Annotated in this window: 15 protein-coding genes, 16 tRNA genes and 2 rRNA genes; 29 read left to right on the top strand and 4 right to left on the bottom strand. The window is 46.4% G+C overall.

The genetic code is table 11. The features are described from left to right. Window positions 1-56 precede the first annotated feature (56 nt). Window positions 57-1,778, top strand: a complete 1,722-nt coding sequence (locus MKY14_RS17705; protein ID WP_340976984.1) for a glycosyl hydrolase family 18 protein — start codon at window positions 57-59, stop codon at window positions 1,776-1,778. A gap of 117 nt (window positions 1,779-1,895) precedes the next feature. On the opposite strand, the gene MKY14_RS17700 is transcribed toward MKY14_RS17705, so the two are convergent. Further along, a complete protein-coding gene (locus MKY14_RS17700; RefSeq protein ID WP_036680151.1) occupies window positions 1,896-2,261 on the bottom strand; it encodes a DUF2614 family zinc ribbon-containing protein in 366 nt (121 codons plus the stop codon). 127 nt (window positions 2,262-2,388) lie between these two features. On the opposite strand from MKY14_RS17700, the gene MKY14_RS17695 reads away from it, so the two are divergent. From MKY14_RS17695 to MKY14_RS17605, 19 genes are all read left to right on the top strand, one after another. Continuing rightward, on the top strand, window positions 2,389-3,267 hold the full coding sequence (locus tag MKY14_RS17695; protein WP_076128632.1) for a nucleotidyltransferase-like protein: 879 nt from the start codon (window positions 2,389-2,391) through the stop codon (window positions 3,265-3,267). Between the two features lie 426 nt (window positions 3,268-3,693). Next, window positions 3,694-5,251 (top strand): 16S ribosomal RNA (locus MKY14_RS17690). Window positions 5,252-5,483: 232 nt separating this feature from the next. Further along, window positions 5,484-8,410: ribosomal RNA gene (locus MKY14_RS17685) — 23S ribosomal RNA — on the top strand. Together the 16S and 23S rRNA genes with 16 tRNA genes alongside form the textbook arrangement of a ribosomal RNA operon. A 60-nt stretch (window positions 8,411-8,470) precedes the next feature. Beyond that, window positions 8,471-8,546 (top strand) — tRNA-Asn (locus MKY14_RS17680). A 3-nt stretch (window positions 8,547-8,549) separates the two neighbouring features. Beyond that, window positions 8,550-8,642, top strand: a tRNA-Ser gene (locus MKY14_RS17675). 18 nt (window positions 8,643-8,660) lie between these two features. Next, window positions 8,661-8,735: transfer RNA gene (locus MKY14_RS17670), tRNA-Glu, on the top strand. 55 nt (window positions 8,736-8,790) lie between these two features. Continuing rightward, window positions 8,791-8,866 (top strand) — tRNA-Val (locus tag MKY14_RS17665). A gap of 17 nt (window positions 8,867-8,883) precedes the next feature. After that, window positions 8,884-8,960 (top strand) — tRNA-Met (locus MKY14_RS17660). 25 nt (window positions 8,961-8,985) lie between these two features. Further along, a tRNA-Asp gene (locus tag MKY14_RS17655) sits at window positions 8,986-9,063 on the top strand. A gap of 10 nt (window positions 9,064-9,073) precedes the next feature. Then, window positions 9,074-9,149: transfer RNA gene (locus MKY14_RS17650), tRNA-Phe, on the top strand. Window positions 9,150-9,177: 28 nt separating this feature from the next. Then, a tRNA-Thr gene (locus tag MKY14_RS17645) sits at window positions 9,178-9,253 on the top strand. Between the two features lie 5 nt (window positions 9,254-9,258). Further along, window positions 9,259-9,344 (top strand) — tRNA-Tyr (locus MKY14_RS17640). Window positions 9,345-9,350: 6 nt separating this feature from the next. Beyond that, window positions 9,351-9,424, top strand: a tRNA-Trp gene (locus MKY14_RS17635). Window positions 9,425-9,447: 23 nt separating this feature from the next. After that, window positions 9,448-9,523 (top strand) — tRNA-His (locus MKY14_RS17630). A gap of 43 nt (window positions 9,524-9,566) precedes the next feature. Next, window positions 9,567-9,642 (top strand) — tRNA-His (locus tag MKY14_RS17625). A gap of 19 nt (window positions 9,643-9,661) precedes the next feature. After that, a tRNA-Gln gene (locus tag MKY14_RS17620) sits at window positions 9,662-9,736 on the top strand. Window positions 9,737-9,742: 6 nt separating this feature from the next. Beyond that, window positions 9,743-9,817, top strand: a tRNA-Gly gene (locus MKY14_RS17615). 9 nt (window positions 9,818-9,826) lie between these two features. After that, window positions 9,827-9,900: transfer RNA gene (locus tag MKY14_RS17610), tRNA-Cys, on the top strand. A gap of 14 nt (window positions 9,901-9,914) precedes the next feature. After that, a tRNA-Leu gene (locus MKY14_RS17605) sits at window positions 9,915-9,993 on the top strand. Window positions 9,994-10,128: 135 nt separating this feature from the next. Here MKY14_RS17605 and MKY14_RS17600 read toward each other — a convergent pair. Then, complete coding sequence (locus tag MKY14_RS17600; protein ID WP_076130295.1) at window positions 10,129-10,884, bottom strand: AraC family transcriptional regulator; 756 nt, start codon at window positions 10,882-10,884, stop codon at window positions 10,129-10,131. A 327-nt stretch (window positions 10,885-11,211) separates the two neighbouring features. On the opposite strand from MKY14_RS17600, the gene MKY14_RS17595 reads away from it, so the two are divergent. The 9 genes from MKY14_RS17595 (at window position 11,212) to MKY14_RS17555 (ending at window position 21,177) form a co-directional block, all read left to right on the top strand. Then, window positions 11,212-12,351 (top strand): BMP family ABC transporter substrate-binding protein, encoded by a 1,140-nt coding sequence (locus MKY14_RS17595; protein ID WP_076308848.1) that lies wholly within the window; start codon window positions 11,212-11,214, stop codon window positions 12,349-12,351. A 117-nt stretch (window positions 12,352-12,468) separates the two neighbouring features. After that, window positions 12,469-14,031, top strand: coding sequence for an ABC transporter ATP-binding protein (locus MKY14_RS17590; RefSeq protein WP_076308849.1), 1,563 nt, complete (start codon window positions 12,469-12,471; stop codon window positions 14,029-14,031). Further along, a complete protein-coding gene (locus MKY14_RS17585; protein WP_340976982.1) occupies window positions 14,024-15,070 on the top strand; it encodes an ABC transporter permease in 1,047 nt (348 codons plus the stop codon). The genes MKY14_RS17590 and MKY14_RS17585 overlap by 8 nt, the downstream gene beginning before the upstream one ends. Then, complete coding sequence (locus tag MKY14_RS17580) at window positions 15,067-16,005, top strand: ABC transporter permease (protein WP_036685567.1); 939 nt, start codon at window positions 15,067-15,069, stop codon at window positions 16,003-16,005. Before MKY14_RS17585 ends, MKY14_RS17580 begins: the two co-directional genes overlap by 4 nt. Window positions 16,006-16,045: 40 nt before the next feature. Beyond that, entirely contained in the window at window positions 16,046-17,002 is a 957-nt protein-coding gene (locus MKY14_RS17575; protein WP_076184827.1) for a nucleoside hydrolase, read from the top strand. Window positions 17,003-17,005: 3 nt separating this feature from the next. Continuing rightward, complete coding sequence (locus tag MKY14_RS17570; protein WP_076310230.1) at window positions 17,006-18,403, top strand: ADP-ribosylglycohydrolase family protein; 1,398 nt, start codon at window positions 17,006-17,008, stop codon at window positions 18,401-18,403. Between the two features lie 484 nt (window positions 18,404-18,887). Then, window positions 18,888-19,649, top strand: a complete 762-nt coding sequence (locus MKY14_RS17565) for a methionine ABC transporter ATP-binding protein (RefSeq protein ID WP_081392555.1) — start codon at window positions 18,888-18,890, stop codon at window positions 19,647-19,649. Next, entirely contained in the window at window positions 19,642-20,304 is a 663-nt protein-coding gene (locus tag MKY14_RS17560) for a methionine ABC transporter permease (RefSeq protein WP_036685560.1), read from the top strand. The genes MKY14_RS17565 and MKY14_RS17560 overlap by 8 nt, the downstream gene beginning before the upstream one ends. 42 nt (window positions 20,305-20,346) lie before the next feature. Further along, window positions 20,347-21,177: a MetQ/NlpA family ABC transporter substrate-binding protein gene (locus MKY14_RS17555; RefSeq protein ID WP_036685556.1), complete on the top strand. Its 831-nt coding sequence runs from the start codon at window positions 20,347-20,349 to the stop codon at window positions 21,175-21,177. Window positions 21,178-21,265: 88 nt separating this feature from the next. Here MKY14_RS17555 and MKY14_RS17550 read toward each other — a convergent pair whose 3' ends face one another. Beyond that, window positions 21,266-23,800: an ABC transporter permease gene (locus tag MKY14_RS17550; RefSeq protein ID WP_076281978.1), complete on the bottom strand. Its 2,535-nt coding sequence runs from the start codon at window positions 23,798-23,800 to the stop codon at window positions 21,266-21,268. Further along, window positions 23,797-24,495, bottom strand: coding sequence for an ABC transporter ATP-binding protein (locus MKY14_RS17545; protein WP_340976980.1), 699 nt, complete (start codon window positions 24,493-24,495; stop codon window positions 23,797-23,799). Before MKY14_RS17545 ends, MKY14_RS17550 begins: the two co-directional genes overlap by 4 nt. Window positions 24,496-24,584 lie beyond the last annotated feature (89 nt).

The following is a 24,584-nucleotide window of genomic DNA, read 5'->3' as shown; positions in this document are numbered from 1 at the left end:
TTATAATCGTATTGTTAGACTTAACTTAAAATTTTCTAGTATTTGGAGGATATATTTTGGACAGAAGATATAGACAGAAACGCGTCAAAAAGCGCGGAGGTCTTTTCCGACGCTTTTTTGGACTTTTGCTCATTGCGGCAGCAGCTTATTGGGTTGTGTTTTTTGTATTGCCAAATCGCCAGCACATCGATCCAGACTGGAAAGGCCTAGAACATCCTATCTTCGTAAAAGGAGAGCTAACAGGATATTCCGCCTCAGGGACCGGTGATAGCATGCTTTTACCTCTACCATTACTGCAGGAACATGTGGACTCATCTATTCGTTATGAAGAAAAGACTAAATCGGTCATCTTATCAACGGAAAGTGAACTTCTATATATGCAAGAGGATAAAACCAATGCTAGTCTGAACAATCGTCCGCTGCAGCTGCGGCTGGCACCTGAAGTTAAGGAAAAGATAACTTATCTTCCTGCGGATGTTTTAGAAGACCTGTATGGGTTTGAGATTCAAGAGGATACGACTACCGGGGCTGTGCTGTTAATGACAGCAGGGGAGAGTGTACCGCTGGGGAAAGTGAAAGGTGAAGCAGGTGATAAGACAGTCGCTCTTCGCAGCGAAGCGTCGATTCACGCACCCATCGTGGCCGATATGTCCCCAGGTGCCATCGTGAGTATTTGGAATAAGGAAAATGAGGACTGGCTGTATGTGCAGTTAAGCAGCGGTTATGCGGGTTATGCCAAGGTCAGTGATATTATCTCAGACGGTCAAAAGACAGTGGAACCCAAAAGCACCACTCCCTCACGGGCAGAACGAAGCTGGAAAGGGAAGTCAGTGAATTTATATTGGGAAGCTGTTTATCAACGCAAACCTGACCCAAGTACATTCGGTGAGCTTCCGGGCGTTAACGTGGCTAGCCCGACTTGGTTCAGTATCATAGATGGTGATGGGAATGTGCGCAGTCAGGCTGATAGTGCGTATGTGCAGTGGGCCCATGAGCGCGGTTTGGAAGTATGGGGGCTGCTCAGCAATAGCTTTGAACCAGACATAACCACTGAGGCATTGTCGAGCTATGAGAAGCGGATGAACGCGATCGTACAGATCCTCGAGTATTCAGATTTATACAAGCTGGATGGAATTAATATTGACTTTGAGAATGTATATACGAAAGACGGGGAGAATGTTACACAATTTATGCGAGAGCTAAAACCTATGGCTCAAGCCAAAAACTTAATCGTCTCCATAGACGTAACCCCTAAATCTAACAGTGAGATGTGGTCAGCATTCCTTGATCGTAGAGCTCTTAATTCAGTAGTTGATTATCTTATTGTTATGGCTTATGACGAGCATTGGGCTGCTAGTCCTGTAGCAGGCTCTGTTGCGTCTCTGCCGTGGGTAGAAAGCTCGTTAAGCCGGATCATAGAGGAAGACGATGTGCCGCCTGAGAAGCTGATTCTAGGGATTCCACTGTACACTAGAATCTGGACTGAGGCCCAGGTGGATGGCAAGACCAAAGTAAGCTCTAAATCGGTTAGTATGAATGCCGTTGAAAAAATTATTAAAGAGAAGAAGCTGACCCCGACCTTTGATAAGGCAGCAGGGCAGAATTACGTTGAGTATAAGGAAGATGGCGCTCTTAAAAAAATATGGATCGAAGACAAAGTTTCTTTAAAAGCTAGAGTTGAGCTTGCTAAGTCTTTAGGGCTTGGTGGCATTGGTTCATGGAATCGCAGCTTTAGTAATCCGTCTGCGTGGGAGGCATTACAAGGGATTCATAAGTAATTATTATTTCATTCATAATAAACAAAGGGGCCCCCATATTGGGAGCCCCTTTGTTGTATTAAGCAAATGTTTGATTGCATTATAAATCGCTAGTAATAAGCTTCTGTAAGATTTGTTTTATTGATTAAGCTGCTGACTCTTAAGTTGTTCCGCAGTAATATTGGCCTCAGCTGGATCCATAGTAAGGATGGTATGGCAGAACATACAGCGGTCTGTTTTGCCCAGCATTTTGGTCAGCTTGTGACATTCAGGGCATTCCAGTTGGACTGCGCTAGTTGACAGCATCCCAGCCCAGAAATAGATTGCAAGACTTGCCATCATTGAGATTAAACCGATTACAAGACCGATTCCAGCGAATACTTTTCCAGTTGAGCCCCAAAACACGATGCCCGCTGTACCCAAAACCATAAGTCCCATTCCGAGCATTGTGAGCAGTAATCCCCATGTGCGAAAAGCGTTGATCTTAGCCGTTTTAAACTTCATGAGTGTTTGCTCCTAACTAAATATAGTTGGGTTGTCCAGAAGGAACTGTCTTTCATATGTAGAATAATAATTATAACTGAATTATAACTGACTGGACGCAAAATCGCCAAATTTAATGGAGGGAAGCATGGAACTGTCCAATGTAACTTTGTTGAGTGGAGAAACGTTTGATGAGAATGTTTTAGGAGCGGTCGTTTTGCGGCAGAATGGGGATATTCCGTTTCAAAGCGCACTTCTTCAAGATTTTGATATGGTAGTGTTAGTATTGCATGAAGAACAGGATAGAGAGCATATTGTTCGCCATACCATTGCCGGTGACCAACGGACCCAGTCAGTCCATATTGGCCTTTTTGCTTTGGAGCAGGCTGTTATGGCAGGGGATAATAACGAACTTCTTATCAGTTTGATGAGGGGGGAAGTGATCTGGGACCCCAAGGGAATACTAGAGGAAATGCGACGTGAGATACTGCAATTTGAAGGACCGATCAAGGAACGGGTCGCATTTATGGAGTTTGCTCGCTTTTTGCATATGTATGTGAAATCCAAGCGCTATATAGAGGCTGGCTTTATTATGGATGCTTACAACTGTGTATTGATAGCCTTATACCATTGGGCAAGAATAGAAGTGAGTGAAGTGGGTGCTTTCCCCGAGCCAGCTATTTGGGAGCAGGTTAAAAGCATGAATACCTCTGTTCATAAACTTTATGAGGAGTTAACGGTCAGTACTGAGACCTTAGAGCAACGTGTGGAGCTTGTGCTTCTTGCATGTGAATTTGGGATTATGTCCAAAATGACGGACTGTTGTCTATTGCTCTTTAATATTTTGAATAGCCGTAAGGAAGCATGGAGCATTAAAGAATTACTGCAGCATTCAGGTCTGAGTCAATTAGAGTCTGAACTACCCCTTGTTTTACGAAAGCTGGTTTCTCGTTCGCTAATCCGAGAGATTACATCTTGGGCTGATGTTCACGAGGGAGAAGGGCATGCGATCCGCTATACATTATAGAGATAAATTAGATACAGTAGAAGATGTTTAATTATAGAGAGATGAGCAAGGATAGGGAGAGGCTGAGCACTCTCTTTTTTGTTTGTTTACTAATATGAAACGCTCATATTTATTCGGAAAAATTAATGGTTGACTCTTTCCTTGTTCATGTGTTAAATTATAACTCGTCCCTCTGACACAGAGATGTGCTTTCGAAAACATTCGAAAGACAACCGAAAAAAGAAATTAAAAAAAAGGTTGACTAAAACGAGGACGCTGTGATATATTATAAAGGTCGCTGCTGAACAACACATCGACGAAATAAACAGCTTGATCTTTGAAAACTGAACAACGAGTGAGTAGGAAATCACGTAAGTGAAATCCAAAATTAGAGAATTAATTTTCTCGTCAGATGTTTCAAAATGAGCATATCGCTCTTTTCAATACTAATTGGAGAGTTTGATCCTGGCTCAGGACGAACGCTGGCGGCGTGCCTAATACATGCAAGTCGAGCGGAGTTATTTTGAAAGCTTGCTTTCAAAATAACTTAGCGGCGGACGGGTGAGTAACACGTAGGCAACCTGCCCTTCAGACTGGGATAACTACCGGAAACGGTAGCTAATACCGGATAATTTCTTTTTTCTCCTGAGAGAAGAATGAAAGACGGAGCAATCTGTCACTGAGGGATGGGCCTGCGGCGCATTAGCTAGTTGGTGGGGTAACGGCCCACCAAGGCGACGATGCGTAGCCGACCTGAGAGGGTGAACGGCCACACTGGGACTGAGACACGGCCCAGACTCCTACGGGAGGCAGCAGTAGGGAATCTTCCGCAATGGGCGAAAGCCTGACGGAGCAACGCCGCGTGAGTGATGAAGGTTTTCGGATCGTAAAGCTCTGTTGCCAGGGAAGAACGTCCGGTAGAGTAACTGCTACCGGAGTGACGGTACCTGAGAAGAAAGCCCCGGCTAACTACGTGCCAGCAGCCGCGGTAATACGTAGGGGGCAAGCGTTGTCCGGAATTATTGGGCGTAAAGCGCGCGCAGGCGGCTATTTAAGTCTGGTGTTTAAACCTTGGGCTCAACCTGAGGTCGCACTGGAAACTGGGTGGCTTGAGTACAGAAGAGGAAAGTGGAATTCCACGTGTAGCGGTGAAATGCGTAGATATGTGGAGGAACACCAGTGGCGAAGGCGACTTTCTGGGCTGTAACTGACGCTGAGGCGCGAAAGCGTGGGGAGCAAACAGGATTAGATACCCTGGTAGTCCACGCCGTAAACGATGAGTGCTAGGTGTTAGGGGTTTCGATACCCTTGGTGCCGAAGTTAACACAGTAAGCACTCCGCCTGGGGAGTACGGTCGCAAGACTGAAACTCAAAGGAATTGACGGGGACCCGCACAAGCAGTGGAGTATGTGGTTTAATTCGAAGCAACGCGAAGAACCTTACCAGGTCTTGACATCCCTCTGAATCTGCTAGAGATAGCAGCGGCCTTCGGGACAGAGGAGACAGGTGGTGCATGGTTGTCGTCAGCTCGTGTCGTGAGATGTTGGGTTAAGTCCCGCAACGAGCGCAACCCTTAACTTTAGTTGCCAGCAGGTAATGCTGGGCACTCTAGAGTGACTGCCGGTGACAAACCGGAGGAAGGTGGGGATGACGTCAAATCATCATGCCCCTTATGACCTGGGCTACACACGTACTACAATGGCCGGTACAACGGGAAGCGAAGCCGCGAGGTGGAGCCAATCCCATCAAAGCCGGTCTCAGTTCGGATTGCAGGCTGCAACTCGCCTGCATGAAGTCGGAATTGCTAGTAATCGCGGATCAGCATGCCGCGGTGAATACGTTCCCGGGTCTTGTACACACCGCCCGTCACACCACGAGAGTTTACAACACCCGAAGTCGGTGGGGTAACCCGCAAGGGAGCCAGCCGCCGAAGGTGGGGTAGATGATTGGGGTGAAGTCGTAACAAGGTAGCCGTATCGGAAGGTGCGGCTGGATCACCTCCTTTCTATGGAGAATCGTTCTCTGCAATGAGAACATTCAAATCGGAAGCTCAGCTTCCAAAACTCAGGTTTAGGCCTGTTACTCACTCGTTGCTCAGTTTTGAGAGTTTAAGCTCTCAAGTAAGACTTGATCCTTGAAAACTGGATACCGAAACGAATTTGCGTTTTAGAACATCTTTTAGCAACTTGTGTAAACAAGTAAATGTTATTAGTGAGATTTTTCTTCGGAAGAATCAAGGTTAAGCTAATAAGAGCACACGGAGGATGCCTAGGCGCCAGGAGCCGACGAAGGACGTGGCGAACAACGAAACTGCCTCGGGGAGCTGTAAGCAAGCTTTGATCCGGGGGTGTCCGAATGGGGAAACCCAGCTGTGGTAATTCGCAGTTACTCATTTCTGAATACATAGGAAATGTAGAGGCAGACCAGGGGAACTGAAACATCTAAGTACCCTGAGGAAGAGAAAACAATAGTGATTCCGTCAGTAGCGGCGAGCGAACGCGGAACAGCCTAAACCTAAGAGCTTGCTCTTAGGGGTTGTGGGACGTCTCACATGGAGTTACAAAGGAATATGGTAGGTGAAGAGGTCTGGAAAGGCCCGCGATAGAGGTAAAAGCCCTGTAACCTAAACTGTATTCTCTCCGAGACGGATCCCGAGTAGTGCGGGGCACGTGAAACCCCGTATGAATCCAGCAGGACCATCTGCTAAGGCTAAATACTACCTGGCGACCGATAGTGAAACAGTACCGTGAGGGAAAGGTGAAAAGCACCCCGGAAGGGGAGTGAAATAGAACCTGAAACCGTGTGCTTACAAAAAGTCAGAGCCCTATTAATGGGTGATGGCGTGCCTTTTGTAGAATGAACCGGCGAGTTACGTTTAACATGCAAGGTTAAGCCGAGAAGGTGGAGCCGCAGCGAAAGCGAGTCTGAATAGGGCGAATTAGTATGTGGACGTAGACCCGAAACCGTGTGATCTACCCCTGTCCAGGGTGAAGGTGCGGTAACACGCACTGGAGGCCCGAACCCACGTACGTTGAAAAGTGCGGGGATGAGGTGGGGGTAGCGGAGAAATTCCAATCGAACTCGGAGATAGCTGGTTCTCCCCGAAATAGCTTTAGGGCTAGCCTCGGTATAAGAGTAGTGGAGGTAGAGCACTGATTGGGTGCGGGGTCCGCAAGGATTACCAAGCTCAGTCAAACTCCGAATGCCATATACTTATTGCCGGGAGTCAGACAGTGAGTGCTAAGATCCATTGTCAAAAGGGAAACAGCCCAGACCATCAGCTAAGGTCCCCAAGTGTGTGTTAAGTGGGAAAGGATGTGGAGTTGCACAGACAACCAGGATGTTGGCTTAGAAGCAGCCACCATTGAAAGAGTGCGTAATAGCTCACTGGTCGAGTGACTCTGCGCCGAAAATGTAACGGGGCTAAACACACCACCGAAGCTATGGCTAGATACGTATGTATCTGGGGTAGGGGAGCGTTGTGTAGGGGTTGAAGGTGTACTGAAAAGAGCGCTGGACACTACACAAGTGAGAATGCCGGTATGAGTAACGAAAAGATCAGTGAGAATCTGATCCGCCGAAAGCCCAAGGTTTCCTGAGGAAGGCTCGTCCGCTCAGGGTAAGTCGGGACCTAAGGCGAGGCCGAAAGGCGTAGTCGAAGGACAACAGTTTGAAATTACTGTACCACCGTAATCCGCTATGAGCGATGGGGTGACGCAGGAGGGTAGTGACGCGGACTGATGGATGTCCGTCTAAGCAGTGAGGCTGATGTGTAGGCAAATCCGCACATCATTAAGGCTGGGCTGTGATGGGGAGCGAAAATTATAGTAGCGAAGGTCATGATCTCACACTGCCAAGAAAAGCCTCTAGCCAGGAGAAGGTGCCCGTACCGCAAACCGACACAGGTAGGCGAGAAGAGAATTCTAAGGCGCGCGGAAGAACTCTCGTTAAGGAACTCGGCAAAATGACCCCGTAACTTCGGGAGAAGGGGTGCCCCGGTAGTGTGAATAGCACGAGGGGGCCGCAGTGAAAAGGCCCAAGCGACTGTTTAGCAAAAACACAGGTCTGTGCGAAGCCGCAAGGCGAAGTATACGGGCTGACGCCTGCCCGGTGCTGGAAGGTTAAGGGGAGTGGTTAGGGGTAACCCGAAGCTATGAACCGAAGCCCCAGTAAACGGCGGCCGTAACTATAACGGTCCTAAGGTAGCGAAATTCCTTGTCAGGTAAATTCTGACCCGCACGAATGGCGTAACGACTTGGGCGCTGTCTCAACGAGAGATCCGGTGAAATTTTAATACCTGTGAAGATGCAGGTTACCCGCGACAAGACGGAAAGACCCCATGGAGCTTTACTGCAGCTTGATATTGAATTTGGGTACGATCTGTACAGGATAGGTGGGAGCCGTAGAAATCGGAGCGCAAGCTTCGGTGGAGGCGCCGTTGGGATACCACCCTGATCGTATCTAGGTTCTAACCTAGTACCCTTACCGGGTACGGGGACCGTGTCAGGCGGGCAGTTTGACTGGGGCGGTCGCCTCCTAAAGAGTAACGGAGGCGTTCCAAGGTTCCCTCAGAATGGTTGGAAATCATTCGCAGAGTGCAAAGGCATAAGGGAGCTTGACTGCGAGACCTACAAGTCGAGCAGGGACGAAAGTCGGACTTAGTGATCCGGTGGTACCGCATGGAAGGGCCATCGCTCAACGGATAAAAGCTACCCTGGGGATAACAGGCTTATCTCCCCCAAGAGTCCACATCGACGGGGAGGTTTGGCACCTCGATGTCGGCTCATCGCATCCTGGGGCTGAAGTAGGTCCCAAGGGTTGGGCTGTTCGCCCATTAAAGCGGTACGCGAGCTGGGTTCAGAACGTCGTGAGACAGTTCGGTCCCTATCTGTCGTGGGCGCAGGAAATTTGAGAGGAGCTGTCCTTAGTACGAGAGGACCGGGATGGACGTACCGCTGGTGCACCAGTTGTTCCGCCAGGAGCATGGCTGGGTAGCTACGTACGGACGGGATAAGCGCTGAAAGCATCTAAGCGTGAAGCCCCCCTCAAGATGAGATTTCCCAATTAGTAAGACCCCTTGAAGACGACGAGGTAGATAGGTTGGAGGTGGAAGTGCAGTAATGCATGGAGCTGACCAATACTAATCGGTCGAGGGCTTATCCTATACGTAGAATGCAGATTCGTTTCGGATTCAGTTTTCAGGCATCAAGCCTGGTATGAATATTCCCTGATAGCTCAGTTGGTAGAGCACTCGACTGTTAATCGAGTTGTCACAGGTTCGAGTCCTGTTCGGGGAGCCATATGGAGAGGTGTCCGAGTTTGGCCGAAGGAGCACGATTGGAAATCGTGTAGGCGCCACAAGCGTCTCGAGGGTTCGAATCCCTCTCTCTCCGCCACAAATTTTTAATTAGTATGGCCCGTTGGTCAAGGGGTTAAGACACCTCCCTTTCACGGAGGTAACATGGGTTCGAATCCCATACGGGTCACCAAATTTTCACTTGATTTATCCTAGTGGACTTTGGTACAATAACAATTGTTGTTTATGGAGGCTTAGCTCAGCTGGGAGAGCATCTGCCTTACAAGCAGAGGGTCGGGGGTTCGATCCCCTCAGCCTCCACCATAACACTTTCTTACTGACGCGGGGTGGAGCAGCCCGGTAGCTCGTCGGGCTCATAACCCGAAGGCCGCAGGTTCAAATCCTGCCCCCGCAACCAATTAACTTAAGCAATTATATCTTTTGGAACCGTGGTGTAGTTGGCCTAACATGCCTGCCTGTCACGCAGGAGATCGCGGGTTCGAATCCCGTCGGTTCCGCCATTTTCATCATGGCTCGGTAGCTCAGTCGGTAGAGCAGAGGACTGAAAATCCTCGTGTCGGCGGTTCGATTCCGTCCCGAGCCACCATTTATCATCACAAAAGAATGAGTGCCATGCCGGTGTAGCTCAATTGGTAGAGCAACTGACTTGTAATCAGTAGGTTGGGGGTTCAAGTCCTCTCGCCGGCACCATCCTTGGAGGATTAGCGAAGTGGCCAAACGCATCAGACTGTAAATCTGCTCACGTGAGTGTTCGGTGGTTCGAATCCATCATCCTCCACCAGTTTTTAGGGGCATAGTTTAAAGGTAGAACAACGGTCTCCAAAACCGTTGGTGTGGGTTCAATTCCTGCTGCCCCTGCCAAGTTCTTTCTAAAGTTTAATATGGCGGCCGTGGCGAAGGGGTTAACGCACCGGATTGTGGTTCCGGCATTCGTGGGTTCGAGACCCATCGGCCGCCCCATTTACTTTAAAATGAATAATGGCAACAATATCAACTTAATATGGCGACTGTGGCGAAGGGGTTAACGCACCGGATTGTGGTTCCGGCATTCGTGGGTTCGAGACCCATCAGTCGCCCCATTTTACTTTAAAATGTTATTGGGGATTAGCCAAGCGGTAAGGCAACGGACTTTGACTCCGTCACTCATAGGTTCGAATCCTATATCCCCAGCCATTTTATGCGGACGTGGCTCAGCGGTAGAGCATCGCCTTGCCAAGGCGAGGGTCGCGGGTTCGATTCCCGTCGTCCGCTCCAAGTTTTCATGGCGCCATAGCCAAGTGGTAAGGCAAAGCTCTGCAAAAGCTTTATCCCCAGTTCAAATCTGGGTGGCGCCTCCATTTAGTTCATATGTGCCGGCGTGGCGGAATGGCAGACGCGCTCGACTCAAAATCGAGTGGGAAACCGTGGAGGTTCGAGTCCTCTCGCCGGTATCTTAAAAAGGTTTGTAAGAATGCTTTTATAAGCAATCTTACAAACCTTTTTCTTTATGTCCTTGGGTTTACAGCAGTAAGCCGTTGAATAGAGAGTTTCTCTATTTCAACGGCTTTTTTTAATCTGATTAGTGATTAACCTGATTGATTATTAATGCGGAATGCTCGCGGGGTAAGACCTATTTCTCGTTTGAACATATTGCAGAATTGGGCATCGTTCACAAAACCTGCAGCAGCAGATACTTCAGAGATTTGCATCTGAGTATGACGTAATAGAGATTTTGCATAATCCAGGCGTTTTAACAGCAAATACCGCAGGGGTGAAGACCCGAAACGTTCTTTAAATAGATGGCGAAAACGATCGTAACTATATCCGGACATTTCTGATAGTGTTTCGACGGACAATTTATGGCGATAATGCTCATTCATATAATTAAGGACATATTGTACTCGATCTTCTGTTGGGGATTGATATCCAGAGGCACTAAGAAGCCTCATAAGATGGACGGTAATCTCGCTCATTTGTAGGTTTAGAAGCTCAGAGAATCCGTCTTGCTTGCGTGTAAACTCTGCTTTCATTCGCAGCAGGATTTGAAGAACGGTCTGATCTTTATCATCTTCATATACGCCGAGCAGATTACTCATATTAGGGTGTTCTGAGTGGAAGCCTACAAATAATACATTTGCATCCTCACGGTGGTGCTCGTCATGTTTATGATTGGGTGGCACAAGCGCGAAAGAAGAGGAGCGAAAATGGTAACTTCGTGGGCCAACATTGGTTGTCCCTACCCCCTGTAAATAATAGACTAGTTCGTAGCATTCATGCTGGTGTGGAGGGATATAAGTATTTAGCTCATGTGTGGCACTTACAATATATAGAACACGATCCATGATGATCCTCCAATACTTATGTTTTAGCCGAATCGTACAAAACAATGACCGAAATCATATAATTATTTTTAATAATATTTGTTATGATCGTATCAATAAATCCGAAAGTTCGCAACCTGACTGGCCATCTCGTTCGGAAATAAAGCGGATTATTAATAATAATGGTATTTTTATTGCTATTTTTGAGCCTAAACGTTAAGTTTATTACTTTTAATGATACTTTATTTGGAAAAAAGAGAATTTCCATTTGAACCGTGAATTATACAATGGGTGAAGATGGGATTCTGCGGATTACTAACCAACTAAAATTAGGGGTGGAATAGAGTAATGAATAAAAAAGTTCTTTCTTTGTTGTTATTAATGGTGATGGTTCTGGTCACAGCATGTGGGAATAACACGTCCAATAATGGTTCTTCAACGAATACTGGATCCAAAGCGGACGAAGGCGGAGAAACAGGTGCAGGGGATAAACTCAAGGTTGTATTGCTGATTCCGGGGACACTTGGGGATAAATCATTTTTTGATTCCGCTAATAACGGCTTGCAAAAGGTTAAGGATGAACTTGGTGCAGTAACAAAGGTTGTTGAAATGGGCGTTGATAAAACGAAATGGGAGCCTACATTTAACGATATCGCTTCCGAGGATTGGGATGTAATTATTTCTGGCGGTTCTGAAATTACAGAGATGTTTAATGCAACGGCAGAATTGTATCCAGACAAAAAATTCATTAATTATGATACCGACATCGATGAAGCACCAGATAACATGTACAACATGTCTTATGCGACAAATGAAGTATCTTTCTTGGCAGGTGCCGTAGCAGCATTAGCTACACAATCGGATATGCCGAATGCTACCCCTGAGAATGTGATTGGGTTTGTCGGCGGTATGGATATTCCGGGGATTAATGCTTTCTTGGTCGGTTACATTCAAGGTGCTCAGTACGTTGATCCTGATGTAAAAGTGGCTGTGTCGTACGCTGGTGATTTTGTTAACCCTGCAAAAGGTAAGGAGCTGTCTCTAATTCAATATAACTCCGGTGTGGATGTTATTTTTAACGTGGCTGGGGGTACAGGTCTTGGGATCTTTGACGCAGCTAAAGAGAAGAAAAAATATGCAATTGGTGTAGACTCCGATCAGGCAATGTTGATTAACGATACGGATAGTGAAAAAGCAAATCTAATCGTTACTTCATCTATTAAAAAGATTGATACGGCTATTCTAGGTGCAGTGAAGAGATTGCAAGAGGGTACGCTAGAAATGGGCAAACGTGATGTATTGAGCTTTGTAGATGATGGTGTAGGTATTGCTGAGAATGATATTTATAAAAATGTATTCCCGGCTGATCTTCAGGCCAAGGTTGAAGAAGTGAAGCAAAAGCTGATCAATAAAGAAGTTAAAGTGGATAATGCGATGGGGATGGAAACCGCAGAGGTAGAAGCTATTCGTAACGCAGTTAAGCCTTAAGCTTTAAATCTTAAGATCAGTTCTATAGAGTTAAACCTACAGTTGGAGATTCTTCTAGTCAGGGGAATTCCAGCTGTATATTTTTGCAGACCTCCAAGTTGAAAGGCGTTGAGACCTATGTACACAGCTCTGCTGGAAATGCGGGGAATTACCAAGGTATATCCCAATGGCGTCGTTGCAAATAAAGACGTGCATTTTTCTTTACGTGAGGGAGAAATACATGCGATTGCAGGTGAGAACGGTGCAGGTAAATCGACTTTAATGAAGATTATGTTCGGCATGGAAGAGCCAAGTGAAGGCGAGATCTATATCAAGGGTGAAAAAGTAAAGCTGCAATCCGCTCAGGACGCCATTGATAGAGGCATCGGCATGGTCCACCAGCATTTCATGTTGGTACCTTCTTTTACGGTGGCAGAGAATATGGTGCTGGGTATGGAGCCGCGCAGAGGAGTTGGCATTAATTATGCCGAGGCTGTGCGCATGACGGAAGAGACCGCAAGGAAATACAATCTGGCAGTGGATCCAAAGGCAAAAGTAGAGGATCTTACAGTTGGGATGAAACAAAAGGTTGAGATTCTTAAGGCGCTGCTGCGTGGTGCTAAAATTCTGGTGCTTGATGAGCCAACTGCGGTGTTGACTCCACAGGAAACAGAGGAATTGTTCCGCGAGCTTAAGCAATTAAGGGAACAGGGCCATACGATAGTTTTTATTTCGCACAAATTAAAGGAAGTCAAAGCGATTTGCGACAGAATTACGATTATGCGCAGCGGCCGTAGTGAAGGTGTTTTTCAAACACAGGATGTGACAGAACAGGAAATCTCGCGACTAATGGTCGGCAGAGACGTCGTGCTGAAATATGACAAAGAGATTCTGGCTGTTAGTGAGCCAATACTAACGGTGCAGGGACTCAGTGTGAATGATGCAGATGGCAAAGCATTATTGTCGGATATCAATTTTGCGGTACGTGGTGGGCAGATCGTTGGGATTGCTGGTGTAGAAGGCAACGGGCAGACACAGCTCATTGAAGCTCTTACAGGTAGCTTGAGAGGTGTCTCAAGTCAGGGCTCTGTACTAGTGAAGGGAAAGGATATCCGTGAATCGGATATTTTGGATATTCGTAAGCTAGGCGTTTCCTATATACCGGAGGATCGGATGCGGCAAGGGATCGCTAGTGAGGCAAGCATAGCTGATAATCTGCTATCTACTCAGTATCGTACAAAAGCAATGAATAAAGGTCTTTTTTTGAATGGCTCACGAATTGCCAAGCTAGCAGTATCCCTTGTAGAGGAATTTAAAGTCCGCTGTTCAGGACCTTCTCAGCCCATAGGAATGTTGTCAGGTGGTAACATGCAGAAGGTAGTCGTAGCTAGAGAGTGTTCGACTGAACCGCAGCTGCTTATTGCAGAACAGCCGACACGGGGTGTGGATATAGGCGCAGCCCAGTTCATACATCAAAAGTTGTTGGAATTACGTTCAGACGATTGCGCGATTTTGCTAGTGTCGGCAGATTTGAATGAGATCTTGGAGATCAGCGATAGTCTGTTAGTAATGTACGAGGGTAAGATTGTTGCCTTTTTCGAGGAGCCATCTAAGGTTAGTGAGGAAGAATTAGGTCTTTATATGCTGGGGATTCATCGACAGGACGAGGAGCACATCGGGAGGGCCGTAAATCATGTTTAAAGTTAAATATTTTGAGTACATTCGGACATCGGCGGTAATCGTTATTGCACTCGTTATTGCCTTTCTGATCATCTCTTTGGTCAGTAATCAGCCTGTGAAGACGATTGGTATATTCCTATTAGAGCCGTTATCCAGTAAAGGTCATATTGGTAATGTGATTGAGATGGCGATTCCGCTCATGTTCACTGGGTTGGCAGTATCCTTGTTGTTTCGAGCCAATATGTTCAACCTGGGAGCTGAAGGGATTTTCTATTTCTCCGGTGTTGTAACTTCCGTATTGGCTATTCATTTAACGCTGGACGGCTGGCTGCATCCGATGGTAGCTATTGCTGCAGGTTCAATTGTAGGAGCGTTGCTCTCGGCAATACCTGGTATTCTGAAGGCAAAATGGAATGCTAATGAGTTGGTTACATCCTTAATGTTCAATAATATTTTGTTCGGAGTAGGGCTATACCTACTGAACTATCATCTGCGTGATGCTAAAGCTTTTGCCAATGTATCCTACAAATTCGAGAAAACGGCACTGCTGAGTAAAATGGTCTCGGGCACCCGTATTCATACCGGTCTTATTATCGTTATCGTGCTTATTATTGCAGCTCATCTATTCCTATACAAAACGAAATGGGGATATGAGCTGCGCATGACAGGCATCAACCGGGACTTTGCCCGTTATTCCGGTATGAAGACAGCCAAGGTTATTATTCTCGTCCACTTGATTGCAGGTTTTATCGCAGGTATGGGGGGCTCCGTAGAAGTGCTGGGGATGTATAACCGTTTCCAATGGACGTCACTGCCTGGTTATGGTTTGGATGGTGCCCTTGTAGCGATGTTAGCCAAAAATAATCCGCTGTCCGTAATCGGCTCTGCATTATTCCTAGCGTACATTCGAATTGGGGCTGACATGATGGCGCGTCTGTCTGATGTACCTTCAGAGATGATCTCAATTATACAGGCAATTATCATTCTTCTGATTTCGGCTGAGCAATTTCTGAAATTCTGGAAAAATCGGATGCTCTTGAAGGAGGCGAAGGAAGCGTGAATAGTTTGTTTGATGTGATTTTTACAACTGACTTTGCGTTCTCTGTCCTTCGCGTGACGACTCCGATTCTGTTCGCCGCGCTCGGCGCACTCATCTCCAACCGTGCAGGGATCATTAACATTGGGATGGAGGGCATCATGCTTGTTGCCGCTTTAGCGGGTGTCATCATAAGCAGCTATACACATAGCGCATGGGTAGGTCTGCTTGGGGCGGTGCTGTCTGGAACATTGATCGCTGGAATATTAGCTTTTTTCACCCTGAAATTCAAAACACATATCATTCTCGGGGGTGTGGCCATTAATATGTTCGCTTCGGGAGGCACTGTGTTTATCCTCTATCTGCTTAGTGGCGACAAGGGTTCTTCCACTTCTCTGGCGAGTAAAGTTCTGCCTAGTGTCCAGATTCCTTTGTTGAAGGATATCCCGGTGCTTGGACCTATTTTATCGGGGCATCACATTCTGACGTATGTTTCTATATTGGCTGTGTTTGTTGTCTACTATCTATTAAACCGTACACCGCTTGGACTGCGCATTCGTTCAGTGGGTGAAAATCCACATGCGGCTCAATCCGTGGGTGTAAGTGTTGTGAAAATACAGTATATGGCTTTGCTGCTTAGCGGATTTTTTGCCGGTTTAGGCGGTGCTTATATGTCGATGGGGTATTTGTCACTGTTTACCCGCGATATGATCGCTGGCCGGGGCTGGATTGCCATTGCCGCTGAGTCGATGGGAAGAAGTACGACCGTAGGCACGGCGCTGACCTCTTTATTATTTGGTACTGCAGATGCATTGTCGAATGCGCTACAGGTGTTAAAGATTCCTGCGGAGCTAATCGCCACTCTTCCTTATGTAGCCACGGTAATTGGACTTGTGATCTACGCAGTATCTGAGACACGAAAAAAGAATAAAAAACTTAAAAGCCCGCTAGTTAAATAGCGATTGAAATGATTGATACACAGCCAAGGAGTGAGTACCTATGCCAACACCTATTATTATTGACTGCGATCCAGGGCATGATGACGCAATAGCGATACTGCTTGCCATAGCAAATTCGGAGAAGTTAGATCTGCGCGGGATTACAACGGTTGGTGGAAACCAAATTTTAGATAAAATCACGGAAAACGCCCTGAAGGTGATCAGCTTCGTGAATGCTGACATTCCTGTAGCTAAAGGGGCTGCTGGCCCACTGTTCGGCAAGCTTGTTACAGGTGAGGAAGCGCATGGTGAATCGGGCATGGATGGGCCGCTTTTGCCTCCAAGTAAATTCCGCCCTGTAGAGCAGGGTGCTGTGGAGTTTATGCTGAATATCATCCGTTCTTCAGAGGAGAAGATTACGCTCGTGCCGATGGCTCCTTTAACAAATATCGCACTGCTAATCACGGCTTATCCAGAGATTAAAGACAGAATTGAAAAAATCTCACTGATGGGGGGAGGTATCTCTTATGGGAATGTCACCTCTACTGCGGAGTTTAATATCTATGTAGATCCTGAAGCAGCCCGTATTGTGTTTGAGTCGGGGATTCCGATCACAATGAGTGGTCTGGATGTGACCGATAAGGCTGCTATTTTTGAAGATGAGATCCTAGCATTGAAAGAGCGGGGACCAGTGTCTACAATGGTCGGAGAATTGCTGGATTTCTATTCGATTTACGGTAAAAAAATGGGCTATGTCGGCAGTGCGCTGCATGATCCATGTGCTGTTGCCTGGCTGCTGCATCCGGAACTATTTGAATCTGAGCATCTATATGTAACGGTGGAGACAGAAGGCAAGCTGACGCGGGGAATGACAGTTGCAGACAGACGGAAGAAGACGGATCGTCCAGCGAATGTGCAAGTATTGGTGGGCGTTGACCGGGAAGCATTTATGAAGCTGATCTTTGATTCACTGGAAAAGCTTGATCAAGAGCTGCTGCTAGCGGCTGAAGGGAAGTAGCCTATGGCAGGATGGGAGAGACTTCAAGAGACCGTGCAGTTTGAAATTGCTCAGCGTGGAGAAGAAGGTTGTCTGATTGAGGGTTTTGCGGATAAGCTAGCGGCTGCTGGTGCCGATGAGCTCAAGCTGATGCAGGTATACAATGAGCTAATGGAGCTTAGGATCAGTGAGGATTTTCCGTATCAAGAGCCATCCTCTCTGGAGGAGATTCGTCATCTACGTCCAGAAGGCCCACGTAAGCTTGAGGCGGACTGGAGCGAGGCGGAATGGAGAGATAAGTTCTATGGAGCCTGGCTCGGTAGAAGTGTCGGCTGCGCACTCGGGAAACCGCTGGAGTATTGGGACTATCTCTATGGGAAAGATGGCCGTCCGGGCTGGGAGAATATTGAGCTATGGTTTCAGGGTGCGGACGCCTGGCCAATTACTGGCTATACGCCTGGGCATTCACGGGCAGAGGCTGAATATGGTCTTGGCTTAAGTGAATGGACACATGCGAGTACCCGCGAGACGATCAAGTATATGGAAAGCGATGACGATATTCGCTACACTGTCCTGGGTCTTATGCTGCTGGAGCAGAAGGGTCTGAACTGGGATTCTTGGGATATCGGAAAGCTGTGGCATACACATTTAACATATAGTCAGGTGTGCACGGCGGAGACACAGTCATATATGAATTTTGCGCAGGAGACCTCTCATCTGCATGGCGAGAAGCCTGCGGATTGGCTGGTGCGGCAGGAAAGAGTGCGGATGCACTTAAACCCTTACCGCGAGTGGATTGGTGCCGCTATACGCGCAGATGGACTGGCTTATGGCGCAGCAGGTTATCCTGAGCTTGCGGCAGAACTAGGCTGGCGCGACGCTTCATTTTCACATGTGAAAAATGGCATCTACGGTGAGATGTTTAACGCGGCGATGATATCGGCAGCTTTTGCAGAGAAGGATAATGAACGGATCCTAGAGATTGGCCTTAGCGAGATTCCGCGTACCAGTCGTCTGGCCAGTGATGTTTTGCGGGGGATAGATATTGCGCAGAAGGCCAAAAGTGAGCGGGAGTTGGTTCGTAACATTTGGGATACTTTTAGCCACTATGATGCAGTCCATACAAATAATAATGCTGCTCTTGTAGCTGCGTCGCTTGTTTATGGCGGGAATGACTTTGAAAAAACAGTTGTCACTTCCGTATATGGTGGAATGGATACAGACTGTAACGGGGCTACTGTGGGCTCAATTATGGGAGCGAAGCTTGGAGCAAGTAAATTGCCGGCTTCATGGATCGAACCGCTTCACGATACGTTATATGCCGATCTGCCCGGATTTCATCCGATAGCGATTTCGGAATGTGCGGAACGCAGCTACCAAGTGTTCTTGAAGATTCGCAGAGAGCTTGGCGAAAAGGCATAAAAGATTTAGCGAGTATGGGACTCGATAGATCAGGGATTCAGGGATTACTATATGAATTATGGGATGTCTTAAGCTATTGGCTAAGACATCCTTTTTTGCGTAACAGCAGGTCTTTAATCACACTCCAACGAACCAAATGTAGCTTTAACTGCATTTCATACACTTAAAAAAACCAAATATGGCTATATTAACAGTGGAGCGTTTAGTGGTGGGGCAATAGGAGAATCATGATTTCAAGAGGGAAGGATTATCTTTGCTACCCTTTTTATTTTATTAATAAATGTGTAAAAAGAGCCCGGTATAAAGGGTTTTTAGGTTTTCATCAACCTTCCTGGTATATCATTTAAAGAAAAATGATGACACAGCAGAAGAAATGTCTTATTATTTAAGGAGATTTTTAATAAAACAGATTTTAGAAAATTGTAATACAATGTCTCACTTGATGGAGGTTCATTATATAAGGGAAAGGAAGGGGGAGCTTCTAATACTGTCGCTGAGTCGGGTAAGTAAAGGGTACAAGCTGAAGGAAGGCATCTATCAGGCTGTAGATGAGGTATCGCTGGAGGTAAAGCAGGGATGCATTCATGGGATCATTGGTGAGAGTGGTGCGGGGAAATCTACGCTGCTGCGACTGATGAATCTTCTGGAACAGCCGGATGAGGGAACGGTTACCGTAGATGGCCACAACCTGACCGAAATGCCTAGTAAAGCACTGCGTAAAGCAAGGCAAAAGATTGGAATGATCTTTCAACAATTTAATCTTGTTTATAACGTCACTGTAGAGCGGAATGTTTCGATCCCGCTGGAGCTGGCAGATGTCCCAAAGCATGAACGAATGAAGCGTGTGAAGGAGTGTCTGGATTTTGTTGGACTGGCAGATAAGGCAAAACAATATCCGGCACAGCTCAGCGGAGGACAACGTCAGCGTGTTGCGATTGCCCGCGCACTAGCGAACAGTCCGGGAATATTACTGTGTGACGAGCCAACGTCCTCCCTGGACCCAGGAACCACTACAGATATCTTGAACGTGCTGAAGCATGTGAATTCAAGTCTTGGAGTAACGGTTGTCATTGTTACGCATGAGATGGATGTTGTCAAAAGCATATGTACTCATGTATCGGTGATGGAAAAAGGGCGCATTGTAGATTCGTTCTCTCGTGAAGACGGTGAATTCCGTCCAGCAGCAGCCAGTACCGGGACATACCGCGATCAGATTCTTGGTAAAGCGGGGGAAGATCATGTTTGATAGTGTACTTCAATATCAGGCACAGATGTGGGATTCGATTGGTGAAACCTTTGTGATGGTTGGTATTTCTGTTGGAGCGGCCGTGCTGCTGGGGCTTCCACTGGGTACCTTGTTGTTTTTTTTCCGAAAAGGGCAGCTTTATGAGAATACAACGTTGTCTCTGGTGCTCAACAGTATCGTTAATATTATCCGCTCTTTTCCGTTCCTGCTGCTGGTCGTTGCGCTAATTCCAGTCACTCGTTTCCTGGTCGGGACCGCCATTGGTACGATTGCAGCAGCGGTTCCATTATCTATAATCGCTATTGCCTATTATGCTCGGTTAGTGGAGCAGTCGTTGCTGGAGGTTCCTAAAGGGGTCATTGAAGCAGCATTATCGATGGGAGCCTCGAAGCTGGGCTTGATCTTTAAATTTCTGTATGTGGAAGCTCGTTCGGGTCTAGTCCTTGGACTTACTACTTCTACAATTAGCTTTATCTCCTTCTCGACCGTGATGGGAGTTGTTGGTGGGGGAGGGGTTGGTGATTTCGCTATCCGTTATGGTTATCAGCGTTTTGAGACGGAAGTGATGATCTATGCCATTCTAGTGATGATTGTATTAGTCCAATTGGTTCAGTTCACCGGGGGGACTATCGCAAGGCTGTTGGATAAGCGGTAATACAAAATAGTTCAATATATAAACTGGGGGTTAGTAGTACTAATGAAAAAATCAATGATACTTGTGCTTACATTAATGGTATTGGTCGTAGCGGGTTGTGGCTCTAATAAAGCAGCCGAGAACAATGCTGCAAAAGGTAGTAATGATGAGTTAACCAAATTAAAGATCGCTACACTGATCCCACCTATGACAGAAATTCTGGATATTGTGAAGCCGCTCCTGAAGGAAGATGGCATTGATCTGGAGATCGTTGTTCTCTCTGATAATGTGCAGCCTAATGAGGCGTTGGCTAATAAAGAAGTAGACGCTAACTTTTTCCAGCACGTTCCTTATATGAAGCAATATAATGAAAGCAAAGGTTCTAATCTGGTAGAGGTACAGCCTGTTTATGACGCTATTTATGGCGGATACTCCAAACGTTACAAGACTATAGCTGATCTTCCTGAAGGGGCTACGCTTGTAATGGCTAATGATCCATCTAACATCGGCCGTTCATTGCAAATGTTCGCTGCAGCTGATCTTATTAAGCTAAAAGAAGGCGTAGGCATTCAAGCCACACAAGCAGACATTACTGAAAATCCAAAGAAATTCAAGTTTGAAGAAGTCGATCTCCTAATGCTGGCCCGTATGCTTGATGATGGCGATCTGGTAGCCATGACTCCGGCTTATGCGAGCCCACTAGGATTGACACCGAAGAAAGATGCACTGATTACGGAAGGCGAAGATTCCGAATTCACAATTACTTTGGTGGCACGTGAAGATAACAAGGACTCTGACGCCATTCAAAAGCTGGCTAAACGGATCAGCGGTCCTGAAGTGAAGAAGTTCCTTGAGGATAATTACGCGGATATTGCGTTGCCTGCGTTTAAATAAGCTGAATATGGATCTATAAAAAAGGGCAGCCCGGCGATATTTACCGGGCTGCCCTTTTTGTAATAGGAGTATTTAGGTGTGTCTTACATTACTCGGCTTCTCTCAGCCGTTCCACAATGGATGCTTGGGATAACGTTTTATAGGCTCTCAGTGTCACTGTGTAAGCGAGAATTAACAAAATAGGAACGGTGAGGATAAACGGCAGCCAACTCATCTGAAATACCATAAAGGCCATATTATCCGTGATGCTTTTGGAAAGGTTATAGGTCAGCAATACACCTAATGTTGAGGTTATGAGGACGGTTAGCAAAACGGTGTAGAATCCTTCAAGGATCAGCATACGTTTTAGCTGCTTTTTAGTCATGCCAATACTCTCCAGCATGGCAAGTTCATTCCGGCGGGAGACTACCCCGGTGAGTACAGTGTTGATATAATTCAGCACCCCGATTAGAGCAATGACCAGGCTAAGCCCATACCCGACGGTTTGAAAAATGCGAATGAATCCACCGAGCTCATCCTTGTAATCCTCCCTTGATTTTAAAGTTAATTCATCAGTTGAATCTGTTAAAGCTTTGACCACTTGTTCTACCTGGTCCAGCTTAGTCGGATCGACATGTAGTGTGGCTGAAACGATATTGGCTGGATCTGTACCCTTCGGCATTTCCTTCTGCAGCTCCGAAGCAGGGAGGAAGATGTTGTAACCTAACATAGAGTAAGATTTTGTTGTGGCAGCATATACTGCATCATGTTTTACTACTGCCATCACTTCATAAGATTTACCCGACTTCTCGAAAGTGACTGTATCTCCAGGATGATAATAGGTGCGGTAGCTATCTTCTTCTATAAACATGGCCTCAGATATGACCGCATATTTTCCTGAAGCAAACTTCTGCCTGTTAAACTCCCCTTCAATAATATCCTTGTCCACAAGATCATACCAGCCCGGATCTAATCCATATAAATGATTGTAGACCATCCCCACCTTTTCTAAAGTGGAGAGAAGATAAGGATGTGGGTCAGCAGCTGCCATTGGCTCCAAAATAGCCCGGACAGCATCATCGACAGGAGATGGAACATATCTGTGGTAAACCTTATCAACAGTTTCTACACCGTCAATTTTACTTAGATTGTTGGCGAATTCCTCTGAAAGCTTATATGGATCACCGTCTCGAGGCCCTGTAATACTGACTAGCACTTCATTCTGAACCACAAAATCACCGGAGATAAAGGCACGCAGATATTTATTCACATCCAGTGAGGAAATTACTGTAAAAATGGTACTGAACAAGATGATACTCAAGGAGAGTGAAGAGAGCATCAGGATCAGCTTCTTTTTGCTTCTGAACAGGTTGGAGAACGCCATGTTGTGAAGTTTTGCGCCATGTTTTGATTTTTTGGCATTCCGTTTTCCACCGCTGCTGACTCCGGCAAATTTTACAGCCTCTACCGGCGAGGTTCGCGAAGCCATTCGGCCCGGTTTGCTTGCGGCGATCCATACTGTCATAAACGAGAATGCTGCTGCACCAATAAATATCCACGGGCTAGCAGAATAGACATTATCAGTAGAACCGTTTAAAAATGAGGAGGCCATCGGGAGAATCAGCAGACCTAGCAGATACCCGAACCCCAATCCAAAAGGCAATGCGACGAGATAAAGTGACCGGGCCTGAATGGAGATGATCTTTTTCAGTTGTCGGGGTGTGGTACCGATGGTCTTTAGCAGCCCGTAAAATTTGACATCCCGCACGACGGAAATAAAAAAGATATTGTAGATTAGTAAATAGCCGCTCAGCATGGTGATAAGAATGACAACTGCATAAGGAATGATATTCAGTAGATTATCGGAGAGAGAAACACTTGTATAAGCCGGATTGACACCATAAGGTACATCCAGGCCGGTGTCCGTCAAAATCTTTTGTACCTTCTGTTCAATATTATAAGAATTATTAAACATCACCCCTAGACCTGCGGTGTTCACATAAGAACCCGTTGCCTCAGAGATGTCCGGGTCAATATGGGAAATGTTCTTCTGTGTAAATGCTTCGGATACAAAAGCCAATCCTGACATCGCCAAATTTTGATCGGTTTCGTAATATCCGGAGAGCTTAAAGTCTTGGCTTATGACTTTTTCACCAATGTCTATATCCAGCTTCACAGTCTGGCCTAACTCATGTTTTGCTCCTAGCAAGTCAAGCGCCCAAGTATTTAGGACGATTTCATTCTCTTGGGAGGGCAGTCCGCCGGCTATAAAGTTGATAAAACCGTGTTTGGCATAATTCTCGTCAATTCGAAGGACCTCTACCCGGTGATTCTTGAACAGACTGGTGCTTATATCGCCAACCTTAAGGAAGACGCCATACTCTTTGATGGATGGTTGATTCTTCAGCTTCTCCAACTCGGCAGGATTCAGATATTTGAAGCTTCCATGATAATCGCTGCCGGTAGTCTGCATTTGTGCGCGTTGCATCGATTTGTTAATACTGAGCGCCAAGGTAAACACGCTGGTGATCAAAAGCGTAGTCAGTACGATGGCACAGATGATAGTGAAATTGCGAGCACGGTTGGCTTTGAGGCTTTTTTTGGCTAAAGTAGCAATGGTCTTATGGTTATTCGTGCTGATCATGGCTGGCTCACTCCGGAGCTACGGAGTTCTCCAGTGAAAATGACGCCATCTTCAATACGGATAATACGGTCAGCAGTTTGAGCAATTTGTTCATTGTGTGTGATCATCACAATGGTTTGGTTGAATTTTTCACTCATCTGTTTAAGTAAAATCAGCACTTCTTGGCTTGTTTTGCTGTCCAGATTACCTGTAGGTTCATCTGCTAAGATGATTGAAGGTTTGGTCGCCAATGCTCTGGCTATTGCCACCCGTTGCTGCTGTCCGCCAGACAGATTAGAAGGTAGAGTATTCATCTTTTCCTGCAAGCCTAAAGTGCGGATGATTAGATCAAGATAAGTTTCGTCAATTTTGCCACCGTCCAGTTCAATGGGCAGCACAATATTCTCCCGCACATTTAGTATGGGTACCAAATTGTAGTTCTGAAAAACAAACCCCACCGATCTGCGCCGAAAAATGGTCAGCTTCTCATCACTCATCGTAAAAATATCATTCCCGTCCACGTAAACCTTGCCCTCTGTTGCCCGATCTAATCCACCAAGCATATGAAGAAGGGTGCTTTTGCCGCTGCCGCTAGTGCCGACAATGGCGACAAACTCCCCTTTATCCACTGACAGTGATATACCGTCCAAAGCCTTAACGCTTGCGCCAACCTTTCCATAGTGTTTTTTTAAATTTTCAGTCTGTAGAATCGGCATAACTCTTCCCCTCCAATGAGATCTGTTTGTCCATGATTTAAGGGTAGCAAATCAATCTGACAGGAGAGTGTCTGAATTCTGACCATAAT

This window comes from Paenibacillus sp. FSL R5-0887, assembly GCF_038002305.1.
GTDB lineage: Bacteria > Bacillota > Bacilli > Paenibacillales > Paenibacillaceae > Paenibacillus_AQ > Paenibacillus_AQ odorifer.
Note: the sequence above shows the minus strand (reverse complement) of the source record. Positions and strands in the feature narration are given on the sequence as shown.